This window comes from Paractinoplanes polyasparticus (assembly GCF_019710575.1).
In the GTDB taxonomy this organism is placed as follows: Bacteria; Actinomycetota; Actinomycetes; order Mycobacteriales; family Micromonosporaceae; genus Actinoplanes; species Actinoplanes polyasparticus.
On the sequence record NZ_JAHWFK010000001.1, the window covers coordinates 15,249 to 26,237 of the forward strand.

The 10,989-nt window shown below is 70.9% G+C and carries 12 protein-coding genes; 6 read left to right on the top strand and 6 right to left on the bottom strand.

Annotated elements, in window-relative coordinates:
• The first annotated feature begins 1 nt into the window (after position 1).
• Genes cbiQ through KXC43_RS00075 form a run of 3 tightly spaced genes read left to right on the top strand, consistent with a single transcriptional unit; the run spans position 2 to position 1,949 of the window.
• Positions 2–763 carry a cobalt ECF transporter T component CbiQ gene (gene cbiQ / locus KXC43_RS00065; RefSeq protein ID WP_221373763.1) on the top strand — a complete coding sequence of 254 codons (762 nt, stop codon included), beginning with the start codon at positions 2–4 and terminating at the stop codon, positions 761–763.
• A 5-nt stretch (positions 764–768) separates the two neighbouring features.
• The gene (locus KXC43_RS00070) at positions 769–1,536 is read left to right on the top strand and encodes an energy-coupling factor ABC transporter ATP-binding protein (RefSeq protein WP_221373764.1); all 768 of its coding nucleotides are present in this window, start codon (positions 769–771) and stop codon (positions 1,534–1,536) included.
• Positions 1,533–1,949 carry an NUDIX hydrolase gene (locus KXC43_RS00075; protein WP_308128896.1) on the top strand — a complete coding sequence of 139 codons (417 nt, stop codon included), beginning with the start codon at positions 1,533–1,535 and terminating at the stop codon, positions 1,947–1,949. The genes KXC43_RS00070 and KXC43_RS00075 overlap by 4 nt, the downstream gene beginning before the upstream one ends.
• Here the strand turns inward: KXC43_RS00075 and KXC43_RS53175 are convergent.
• Positions 1,894–2,217 (bottom strand): TIR domain-containing protein, encoded by a 324-nt coding sequence (locus tag KXC43_RS53175; protein WP_221373765.1) that lies wholly within the window; start codon positions 2,215–2,217, stop codon positions 1,894–1,896. The two genes, KXC43_RS00075 and KXC43_RS53175, sit on opposite strands and share 56 nt — an antisense overlap.
• A 226-nt stretch (positions 2,218–2,443) precedes the next feature.
• Here KXC43_RS53175 and KXC43_RS00085 point away from each other — a divergent pair, with 226 nt between their 5' ends.
• Positions 2,444–3,010, top strand: a complete 567-nt coding sequence (locus tag KXC43_RS00085; RefSeq protein ID WP_308128897.1) for an HD domain-containing protein — start codon at positions 2,444–2,446, stop codon at positions 3,008–3,010.
• A 48-nt stretch (positions 3,011–3,058) separates the two neighbouring features.
• Positions 3,059–3,292: a DUF4291 family protein gene (locus KXC43_RS00090; protein WP_308128898.1), complete on the top strand. Its 234-nt coding sequence runs from the start codon at positions 3,059–3,061 to the stop codon at positions 3,290–3,292.
• Between the two features lie 9 nt (positions 3,293–3,301).
• Here the strand turns inward: KXC43_RS00090 and KXC43_RS00095 are convergent, their stop codons facing one another.
• Positions 3,302–3,904: an HIT family protein gene (locus KXC43_RS00095; protein WP_221373767.1), complete on the bottom strand. Its 603-nt coding sequence runs from the start codon at positions 3,902–3,904 to the stop codon at positions 3,302–3,304.
• Positions 3,905–3,999: 95 nt separating this feature from the next.
• Between KXC43_RS00095 and KXC43_RS00100 the strand changes: the two genes are divergently transcribed.
• Complete coding sequence (locus KXC43_RS00100; RefSeq protein WP_221373768.1) at positions 4,000–4,698, top strand: DUF6199 family natural product biosynthesis protein; 699 nt, start codon at positions 4,000–4,002, stop codon at positions 4,696–4,698.
• An 8-nt stretch (positions 4,699–4,706) separates the two neighbouring features.
• On the opposite strand, the gene KXC43_RS00105 is transcribed toward KXC43_RS00100, so the two are convergent.
• Genes KXC43_RS00105 through KXC43_RS00120 form a run of 4 tightly spaced genes read right to left on the bottom strand, consistent with a single transcriptional unit; the run spans position 4,707 to position 10,815 of the window.
• Entirely contained in the window at positions 4,707–5,312 is a 606-nt protein-coding gene (locus KXC43_RS00105) for a DUF2461 domain-containing protein (RefSeq protein ID WP_221373769.1), read from the bottom strand.
• A gap of 43 nt (positions 5,313–5,355) precedes the next feature.
• The gene (locus KXC43_RS00110) at positions 5,356–6,594 is read right to left on the bottom strand and encodes an SGNH/GDSL hydrolase family protein (RefSeq protein ID WP_221373770.1); all 1,239 of its coding nucleotides are present in this window, start codon (positions 6,592–6,594) and stop codon (positions 5,356–5,358) included.
• A gap of 1 nt (position 6,595) precedes the next feature.
• Positions 6,596–9,559, bottom strand: a complete 2,964-nt coding sequence (locus KXC43_RS00115) for a glycosyl hydrolase 115 family protein (protein WP_221373771.1) — start codon at positions 9,557–9,559, stop codon at positions 6,596–6,598.
• The gene (locus tag KXC43_RS00120) at positions 9,556–10,815 is read right to left on the bottom strand and encodes an SGNH/GDSL hydrolase family protein (RefSeq protein WP_221373772.1); all 1,260 of its coding nucleotides are present in this window, start codon (positions 10,813–10,815) and stop codon (positions 9,556–9,558) included. The genes KXC43_RS00115 and KXC43_RS00120 overlap by 4 nt, the downstream gene beginning before the upstream one ends.
• Positions 10,816–10,989: the final 174 nt, after the last annotated feature.

Sequence of the window (10,989 nt, forward strand, 5' to 3'; positions counted from 1 at the left end):
GGTGGGCGCCGGGCACGCCGTGCTGCACCTCGATCGGGTCAGCCCGGTGCACCGCCTCGCCCCCGAGGTGAAGATCGCCGCGGTCCTGCTCTTCACGATCATCGTGGTGGTCACCCCGCGGACGGAGTTCTGGGCCTTCGGCGGCTATGCCGTGCTGCTGGCCGTCGTCGCGGTGGTGGCTCGCGTGCCCGCGTTGTGGCTGGCCCGGCGGGCCACGATCGAGTTGCCGTTCGTGCTGCTGGCGGTCGCGCTGCCCTTCGCCGGGCAGGGCGAGCGGGTCGACTGGCTCGGGCTGTCCCTGTCGGTCGACGGCCTGCACGGCGCGTGGAACATCTTCGCCAAGGGCACCCTCGGCGTGCTGGCGTCGCTGCTGCTGGCCGCGACCACCACGATGCGCGACCTGATCCTGGGCCTCGACCGGCTCCGCTGCCCCACCGTGTTCACTCAGATCGCCACGTTCATGCTGCGGTATCTGGACGTGCTGGCCGACGACGCCCGGCGGATGCGGATCGCGCGGCTGGCCCGCGGCTACGATCCGCGCTTCCTGTGGCAGGTGAAGGCGTTCGCGGTCAGCGTCGGGGCGTTGTTCCTGCGGGCGTACGAGCGGGGCGAGCGGGTCTATCTGGCGATGGTCTCGCGGGGGTACGCCGGACGGCTGCCTCACGACGAGGCCGCCCGGGCGCCGGTCGGGCAGTGGATGGCGGCGGCCGTGCTGCCGATCGCCACCGGCGGCATCGCGCTGGCCGCCGCCCTGGGATCATGACGACCATGAGCAGCTCCGAGACCCCGGCCCTGCGCGTCGCCGGGCTGCATTTCGCCTACCCCGACGGCACACCGGTGCTGCACGGCGTCGACCTCACCGTGGCCGCCGGTGAGCGGGTCGCCCTGCTCGGCCCGAACGGCGCCGGCAAGACCACGCTCGTCCTGCACCTCAACGGCATCCTGAACGGCGGCCCAGGCACGATCGACATCGCCGGCGCCCGGGTGAACCCGGCCGACCGCACCGCCCTGGCCGAGATCCGCCGCCGGGTCGGCATCGTCTTCCAGGACCCGGACGACCAGCTCTTCATGCCCACGGTCGCCGAGGACGTGGCCTTCGGCCCGCAGAACCTGGGCGTACGGGGTGCCGAGCTGAAGACCCGGGTCGACGAGGCCCTGGCCGCGGTCGGCATGAGCGACCACCGCGGCCAGGTCCCCCACCACCTGTCGTTCGGCCAGCGCCGCCGGGTGGCCGTCGCCACCGTCCTGGCCATGCGCCCCGAGATCCTGGTGCTCGACGAGCCCTCCTCCAACCTCGACCCGGCCAGCCGGCGCGAGCTGGCCGAGATCCTGGCCCCGCTGCCGATCACGATCCTGATGGTGACCCACGACCTTCCGTACGCGCTGCAGCTGTGCCCCCGCGCCGTGATCCTGGACAACGGCCGCATCGTGGCCGACGCCCCCACCCCCGCCGTCCTCACCGACGAGGCCCTGCTGCGGGCCCACCGCCTGGAACTCCCGTTCGGCTTCGACCCGGCCGCGGCCGCCACCCGGTGATCCGCCCGATCGCCCTGGCCGTCCCGCGCCGCGGCCCCGACATCCTGGTCTTCGAGGCGCACGATCCGACGAATGACCAGACGTTCTACCGCCCTCTCGGCGGCGGCATCGAGTTCGGCGAGACCGCCGAGGCTGCCCTGCGCCGCGAGCTGCGGGAGGAGCTGGCCGCCGAGCTCGACGATGTGCACCGCATCGGCGTACTGGAGAACCTGTTTCACGCGTACGGACGGGACGGCCACGAAATCGTCTTCGTGTTCGGCTGCCGCCTGGCCGACCCGGCTCTCTACGAACGCGACGTCGTCGGCGAAGTGCTCGACGACGCGGGCACCCGCGTGCTTTGGCGGCCGCTGAGCAGCTTCACCCCCGAAGCTCCGCTCTACCCCACCGGTCTGTCCGCCCTGCTCGCGACCTGAGGCTCAGTCGCCGGTCTCGAACCGCCAGCGCGCCGGCTTCGAAGTTGAGCCAGGGTTTCGCCTGGTTCTCGGGCGTGACGCAGATCAGGCCCTCGGTCGAGCCGTCGAGATGCCGGGAGATCTCGGCCGCCCAGCGCTGCCCCTTCTCGATGTCCTCATGCGACACCCAGGGCTGCACCTGCTGGATGACATCGGGCAGCCAGCTCCGCAGGACGAGGGCGAGTTCGCGGCTCCTCTCCTGGGAAAAGCTGATGAGAACTCGCTTCACGCTTCGTGCTCCAAGACATCCGGGGTTGACGCAACCGACACTGTAGGACAGCGGGGGATGCTCCGGACAACGCCGACCACGATCGGGTTGCCCAGCGATCGGCGCTCCGCCCTGACCGGCGGGTCGAGGACCCGTAGGCTGGACATCGTGGATGCCGACCCGCTCGCCGCCTTACTCGTGGGGAGCCAGGTGTCGGACCCGCAGACGACAGAGGCCGGCTGACGCCGTGGACCTGCCGAGCGACGACGAGATCCGCGCCCTGCACGAGCGCTTCGCCCCCGACCGCGAGGCGTTCGAGCTGGTCTGGACCCACTGCCGGATCATCGGCGACATCGCCGGGCAGTTGCTGACCGATGAGGACGGGGACCTCGTCCGGGCCGGCGCCCTGCTCCATGACATCGGCGTCTATCGGCTGGCGCCGGGCGAGTCGTACGTCAGACATGGCCTTCTGGGCCACGAAATGCTGCGCGCGCTCGACCTGCCGGAGCCGCTCGCCCGCATCTGCTCCCACCACACGGGCGTCGGCATCAGCCGCGACGACGTCCTGCGCCAGCGGCTGCCCCTGCCGCCCGTGGACTATCTGGCCGAGACCCCCGAGGAAACCCTCGTGATGTACGCCGACAAGTTCCACAGCAAGACCTCGCCGCCCCGTTTCAACACCCCTTCGGCGTACGCGGCCTCGCTCGCTCGTTTCGGGCCGGGCGCGACGGCCCGGTTCGCGGCCCTGACGGCGCAGTACGGCCTGCCCGACCTCGCCGGGCCGGCCCTCCGCTACGGTCACGCCGTGCTCTGAAATCCGCTGTCGGGCCCGGCCCGCCCTCGGCCATCATCAGAGCGTTCCGTGCGTCTGCAGCCGCTGCCGTACCGCTCGCTGCAGGTCGGTCTCGGCGGCGAGGCCGTCGAGCGCTATGTGGACGACTGGGTCACCCGGCTCACCGAGGTGACCGAGCAGGCGCACGCCATCCGGGCGCGGCTCTCGGCCGGCGACGAGGCGGGCGCGGCCGAGCTCCTGCCGCGCGAGAGGCCGTACCCGTTGGCGGCGCCCCTCGCCGGCCGGACAGCCGCCACGATCTGACACACCGGCTCAGGGGCGGCGGCCGCCGTACGAGTCGATCAGGGCGTCGACGACCACGGACGCGTCGGCCGCGGCCACGTCGTCGGGGTATTCGGGCAGCAGGTCGTCCCAGACGACGAGCCACGAGCCGTACAGCTGGGACTGGCCCTCGGGCCGGGCGAAGAACCAGACGTGCAGGTGGGCGCCGCCGTCGCCGATGCGGTAGACGTGGGCCCGCGAGATGTTCGGCAACGCCTGGATGTGCCGGGCGAGGTGTTTGGTCAGCACGCCCAGTTCGGCCGCGAGCTCGTCGGGCAGGTCGGCCAGGTCGTGGTGGTCGCGCGGATGCAGCATCAGGATCAGCGGCACGCCCGCCTTGGGGATGCGGGTCAGCCGCCAGCTGTCGTTCAGCCAGAGGCCCTCGTCGCGGCGGTCGCACGACCGGCAGTCGGCCGGGTCCTCGCCGTGCCGGGGCGGCTCGGGCAGCACGGGCTCGCGCAGCGGCGAGACGCTCAGCCCGTCCGGCGTGAACGGGCTGATGTCCCAGCCGGTCATCCGGGCCAGCGGCAGCCGCCGCTGGCCGTCCGCGGCTTCGAGGGCATGGGCGTAGAACTCGTCCGGTCGCAAGGCCATGCCGGGCAGCGTAGATCCCGATCCGCTGCCGGGCCGCCCCTCGCTCCCGGGCGCCTCCCGCGGCGGCCTGGATCCGCTTTGCCAGACTGAGCCTCGTGGGATTGATCATCGGCGGCGTTCTGCTGATCGCCTTCGCGCTGTGGACCGTGATCGCGCCGCGCCACCAGTGGCTGACGCTCAACGCCTGGCGCTATCGGGATCCGGACGCGAACGAGCCCAGCGACCTCTCCTACAACCTGGGGCGGGCCGCCGGCGTCGGCACGATCCTGCTCGTGGTGATCCTGGGCGGCTATCTCATCCGCGCCGACTCGGTCCAGGGCGACGCCGCCGCCGTTCGTAAGGCCCGCGAGCAACGGTTCGGAACCACCCACGTCGAGCTCGCGCCACCGCCGGCCCCCGCCACCCCGTCGGCCTTCCCCTCGACCACCAGGACCTCGGCCGCTGCGACCCCGTCATCCGGAACGACCGGCACGGGCACTGACGGCCTGCTCGCCGTGTGGCGATACACGACCGTCGAGAACGCCAATCCCTTCGACCTCGACCTTCCGGCCGGAACCAACCTGCTCGTCGCCGTCGACGGCGCGTTCCGCGTGGACGGCCTCAGCGTGCAGGAGTCCCCCGAATCGGTCACCATCACGCTCACGGGAACGTGCACGCAGGCGAAGATACTCTGCGACTCCGACCGTACGTCGCCGGTGCCACCCGTCCGCCTCTATCCGATCAAGCTCACCGCCCCACTGGGCGGCCGTCCCCTGATCGACCAGAGCACGAAAGACGAGGCGATCGGCCGCTAGCAAGGCCCTCAGCGGACGTTGGTGTCCAGCCAGTCCTTGAGCGGCCGGCTCGCGCGCAGGAAGTCGACGATCCGCTTCTTGGCGGCCGCGGTCCCGAGCCAGGCTGCCGGCTCCCACTGCTGCCACGTGGTCAGGCCCTTGTGCCGCAACAGGTCGGCGCGCGGATGCTCCTTGTCGTAGCCCCGGGGCGCCGTTTTCAACGATCCGTGGCCGTGTACGCCGACCTGGCCGGCGATGGCGGCCAGCTCCGCGCCGGCGCGATCGTCGACCACCGCCCGCCGGTAGCGGTCGAGCTGCTCCTTGTCCATCTGGTAGACGCCGCAGCCCGCTGCCAGCCCCTCGGCCGAAAGCTGGAGGTAGCCGCCCATGTCGAGCCACGCCCCGAGGTGCGTCTTGTAGGGCGACTTGTCCTTGCTGAACCGCACATCCCGGTACGGCCGGAAGATCTTGCCGGGGCCGAACTCGGGCTCGAGTTCGGCCAGCAGCTCCCGCATGGGATCGCGCACCTGCTTCTCGTAGAAGTCGAGGTGCGCGGTCCAGTACGTCTTCGAGTTGTCGGCCTCGAGGCCCTCGTAGAACTCGAGGGCCTCGCTGGGCCAGCCGCGGAACGTCACCGCCCGATAGTAGGTCGCCCGAAGGCCACCGCCGGCTGCGACGTCAGTTCAGCCAGCGCAACGGCACTGCCTGCGCGATCGCCCGGTAGCCGGCCGGGTTCAGGTGCAGGTGGTCCCCCGTGTCGTACGCCGGGAGAAGCTGCCGTGGCACGGCCGGGTCCCGCACGGCGGCGTCGAAGTCGGCCACCCCGTCGAACAGGCCGCGCCGCCGGACGGCCGCGTTGACCGCCGTCCGCGAAGCCTCTCGCAGACCACCGGGATCGTCGTAGCCGGTGTTGCCGCCGAACGGGGTGATCGTCGCGCCGTACACCCTGAGGTCGGCGGCGTGGGCGCGCAGCACGATCTGCTCGTAGGCGACCAGCAGATCGTCGGTCACCGCCTTCTGATCGGCGACCGTGGCCGGCGCCGTGCCGATGTCGTTGACGCCCTCGAACAGCAGCATCCGGTCGACGCCGCTGGTGGCGAGCACGTCCCGGTCGAGCCGGGCCAGCACGCTCGGCCCGAGCCCGTCGTTGAGCACCCGGTTGCCGCCCGCCGCCTGGTTGAGCACGGCCGCGCGGGCCCCCCGGGCGAACAGCTGGTCGGGCCAGCGGTCGTTTCCGTCGGTCGTCGAGCCCCGCCCGTCGGTGAGGGAGTCGCCGACGACCGCCAGCGCCGGCGCGTCCGATTCCACCTCGACGCCGCTGAGCAGATACCAGTGCGCGACGCCGACGGCGCCGGGCAGGTCGGGCGCGGCGTGCTGGTCACCGCCGACGAGGTACGAGGTGGTCCGCGACCCGGGATGGGAGGTGAGGTTGAGCGTGGCCTGTCCCGTCGCCAGGTACACGGTGACGGTCAGGTTCTCGCCCCGCCCGGCCGGGAGCGGCACCGGGTCGGAGACGATCTGCGCCCCGACCGGCACCGTGACCGACCGCCGCCCGCCGAACGTGAGCGGGCGGCTCGACCCGGGCACGATCGCCGGCACTCCGGCCTGGCCGCCGACCGGCCGGGCCACCGCCGCCGCCGTCAGCGGCAGGGCCGCTCCGCCGAAAGCGTTGGAGAAGCGGATCCGTACGCGGGAACCACCGACCGTCACGTGCACGGTCTGACGCAGGGTGGTGTCGACCAGCACCGCGCTCTCCCCGGTGAACGGCGCCGGTGGCAGATTGTGGGGCTCGGTCAGCTGCGGCATCGCGGTCCAGGTGTGGATCCACCGCTTCCGGCCGCCGGCTGCCGCCGCGCCGGACAGCGGCACGGGCAGCACCGCCGCCCCGCCGAGGCTCAGCAATGTCCTTCGCCGCATGTCAGCGCCTCCGGCTCTCGGGCGGCCCGAAGTAGCTGTCCTTGACCCCGCCGGTGTCCACGACCAGACGCTGCACGATCACCGTGGGGTCGATCGCCCGGAACGTCAGCGTGTGCACGCCCGGCCCGGAGATCTGGTGGGTCGTCGTCGTGCGGTTGATGTTGTCGGACGTGTTGCGCGCCCACTGCCGGTTCATGGTGGTGTCGTTGGCGCCGGTCGCCTTGGTCACGTTCACCACCTGCGGCGTCTGCCCGTCGATGGACACCGCGTACTTCAGGCCGTCCCCCGGCAGCACGTTGTTGCGCGGCGACAGGTACGCGGTGACACGCACCGGACCACTGGTGGTGAGCGTCATCTTGTAGTCGAGGCGGGCGTCCGAGGTGTCCACCGGCGTCAGCCCGTTGCCGGTCTTGCCGATGCCCGGCAGCAGCTGCCACTTCCCGGTCCGGCCGGTGTAGTGGTCCGCCTCCATGGCCACGTACCCGTTGGCCTCGAGGAAGCCGACCGGCTTGACCGTGGGATTCGCGATCGGCGCCCGCACGACGACGGATGTCCCGGCGCCGGTGACGGTGATCGGCACGGTGGTCGTGCCCTTCGGCGCGCGCCGCCAGTCGACCTTGACCGTCGCCCGCACCTGGTCGTCCACGATGCCGGACGCCGGCGCCACGCGCACCCACGAAGCGCCCGTGGTGATCCGGTACCGGAACGGCGTCGCGCCCTTGTTGTAGACGTCGATGTACTGCGGACGCTGCGCCTGCCACGGGCTGAACGCCGGCAGCGTCTCCGGGTCACCGCCGTCGAGCCCGACTCCCAGCTCACTGCCCGCGGGCACGTCGATCCGCTGGAGGTGCGGGTAGATCTCGTCCGGCAGGGCCACGTTGTTCAGCTCCGGCTGCTGCCAGGGCGCGTTCGGGCCGTAGCGCTCGACGTTGCCGTACCCGATCTTGGGTTGCAGTTGCCAGTTCTTCCACTTCCCGCCGGCCAGGACGGTGTTGTAGTAGTCGCTCATCGCCTGGTCCTCGGCGAAGAGCCGTTCGGCGGTGTCGGCGAGCTTGTTCGTGGCCGCTCGGCCCTGCGCCGCGTAGGCGATGTTGGTGAATTGCGCGCGCCGCAGCTCATAGATGACAGCCGTGTCCTTGATCTGGTAGTAGACCAGTTGATAGAACGCGTCCTGCCAGGCCGGGGGCACCTTCGCTCGCAGCCGTTCGGCCCGCCGGGCGAGATCGATCCAGTCCTCGGTCACGCGGTCCATCTCGCCGTAGTCGGTGAGGCTGAACGGGGTGGCCTGGTCGTTGTAGACGACGGCCGTCGGGTCGGTGGTGATGTCCTTGGCCGGGTCGACGGTGATGCGCCGGTTCAGCAACTCCGGCTTGCGGCGCGACTGCAGGAATGAGTACTCGTCGAGCAGTTCCGCGACGGCCGGCGCGAGCGATTTCCCGAAGTTCTCGGCGGCGAACGACGTGGTCCATTCGTCGATCCCGTGCAGCGGCACCGAATCCGGGTTCCACGCGTAGTCGAGGAAGAACTGGGTGGGCAGCTCCTCGTTCTTCAGGTCGCCCACGTTCACGACCCAGAGCCGGTCGACACCCTTGCGGTACGCGAGGTTCAGCTGCTCCCACGTGTTGGTGAGATTGATGGTGTCGGCCCATTTGTAGTTGCGGCCGTCGCCCACGTAGTCGAAGTGGTAGTACATGCCGTAGCCCCCGCTGCGGGCAGGCAACGACGCGTCGGGCAGCTTCCGCATGTTGCCCCAGTTGTCGTCGCAGAAAACGACCGTGACGTCGTCCGGCGGCCGATAGCCGTTGTCCCAGTACCGCTGCACCTCTTTGTAGAGGGTCTGCACCTGCGGCCGGTCGATCAGCCCGGTCTCGCGCAGGATCTGCCGCTGACTGTCGATGATGGACGACATCAGGTCGATGCCGTCGCCGTCGGGCAGGCTGACATCGCCGTTGCCGCGCATGCCGAGCGTGATGACGCCCTCGATGTTCTGGTCGCGCATCCGTTCGGCGCCGTCCCGCCAGTACGCCTTGATGGCGTCCGCGTTCCGGCGGAAGCTCCACTCCCCAGTCCCGGTCGGGTGCCGGTTCCACTCCTCGATGCCGCGCATCATCGGCGCCTCGTGCGAGGTGCCCATGACGACGCCGTAGAAGCTGGCGGTGGCATGGTTGAGCGGGTCGTCCTCGGCGAAGGCGCGCCCCCACACGGCCGGCCACAGGTAATTGGCCTTCAGCCGCAGCATGGTCTCGAAGACCTGGGAGAAGTACTCGCTGTTGAGCCCGCCGGGATGACCGGGCGCCTTGCCCGGCCCGAAGTAGCCGGGCGCCCACGTGCCGGTGGCCGGGTTCTCGTCGTTGATGAAGAACCCGCGGTACTTCACCTTCGGGGTGCCCTGGGTGTGCCGGCCGGGCAGCACATAGAGCTCGGCCTTCTTCTGCACGGGCACGTCGTCCCAGAAGTGCCAGGGCGAGACACCGATCTTCCGCGACAGGTCGTAGGCGCCGTAGATGCTGCCCCGCTGGTCGCTTCCGGCGATGACGAAGGCACGCCGTACGCCGGGGAGCGGATCCCGGACGACCTGTTCGACCGTGGTCTCCCACTTGCCCTGAATCCCCCGCACGTCGAGCTTGCCGCGCGCGATGATCCGGTCGATGAGCGGGCTCTTGCCGATGGTGCCGACGATGACCGGGTCGCGCCCGGCCGGAATCGTGTCGTGCCCGACGACGGGCTTGACGCCGGTGACCTTCCCGAGGTCGGTCTGCAGGTCGTCGGCGACGCGGATGACGCCCGCGAAGTCGTCCTTGCTGACCACGATGGGCGCCCCCCGCAGGGGGAAGCGGCCCGGGCCGTTCTCCGTGGAGACGTACGACTGGGTCTTCCCACCGACCGAAGCGTGGCCGGCCGCTGCGGGCACCGGCGCGAGCACCAGGAGGCTCGCGGCCGTCAGAGAAGCGATCGCGGCCCTCATGAGAAGAGCCTCAGCGGCACGGCGTCCGCCATCGCGGCCATGCCGGCGTCGTTGGGATGAAGGCCGTCGCCGCTGTCGTAGTCCGGGTTGAGCCGCAGCGGGTCGGCCGGGTCGCGCAGGGCCCGGTCGAAGTCGATGACCCCGTCGTACTCGCCACCGGACCGGATCCAGCGGTTGAGCACGTCGCGCTTGCGCTCGTTGGCCTCGCTGTAGAAGCCGAGGGTGTCACCCTTGAACGGCAGGACCGTGGCGCCGATCGCGACCAGGCCGGCCGAGTGCGCGCGGGCGATCAGTTGGCGGTGACCGCCGATCAGGTCGTCGGCGCTGACCACCTCGGAGGCGGGAGCGACCGTGCCCGGGTGGCCGAGGTCGTTGACGCCCAGCAGCACGACCAGGTAGGCAGCGCCGGGCTGGGCGATGACGTCCCGGTCGAAACGGCGGAGGCCACTGTGCCCGAAGTACGCCGCGAAGCCCTCGGCGTCACTTCCGGGCGCCGGGTTCGGATCGTGCAGCAGTCGGTTGCCCGAGATGCCGACGTTGGCCACGCCGATGTGGCGCAGCCGGGCGGCGAGCAGGTCGGGCCAGCGGTGGTTGAGGTTGCTGGCCGTGTTGGCGCCGTTGGTGATCGAGTCGCCCAGGGTGACGACGGCCCGGGCCTCGCGGCGGACGGCCACCCCGGACAGGAACAGGTACTGCCCGATGGTGGCGACCGGGCTCACCGTGCGGGCCGCGGTGACGTCGCCGTCGGCGATGACGTTGTCCTGGAACGCGAACGCGGCCAGCGTCGTCACCGGCGTCCGGGCCGGCAGGTAGAGGCTGATCGCCAGGTCGGCGCCCGGTGTCACCCGCAGGCGGACCGGGTCGCTGACCAGCGGCGAGCCGGCCGGGATGGTCACCGCGGCGCGGTTGCCGAAGGTCACGCGGCGATCCGAGCCGGGAACGATCGCCGTGCTCGCGCCCTCGCCGGAACGCAGGGCGACGCGGGCCGCGCCGAGGCGCAGCGGACCGTTGCCGAACTCGTTGGTGACCCGGATGCGGATCTCGTCGCCGCCGAGGCTGGTGTGGACGATCTGTCGGACGGTCTGATTGGCGAGGACGGTGGACGGGGTGGGCGGGACGGTGGTGGGGGCGGCCGCCCACGTGGCGGTCCAGCCGTCCGTACGGGAGGCGTGGGCCTGGGCGGGGGCGGGCAATCCGGCCGCGGCGGTGACTGCTGCGCCGGAGGTCAGAGCGAGTAACTCGCGTCGAGTGGGCATGGGGGAGCTCCTTCTCGGCCGCCGGGGTCAGCAAGCGCCGAAACTCCCGCGGTGGCCGGAAGTTTCGGAAACACATCGGGCGGACCTTCGTAACGTAAAGGCGACCGTCTATGTCGTCAAGATTACTTTCCTTGATCAGAAGCACTTTCGTCGCGTTTTGATATTCGCAATACG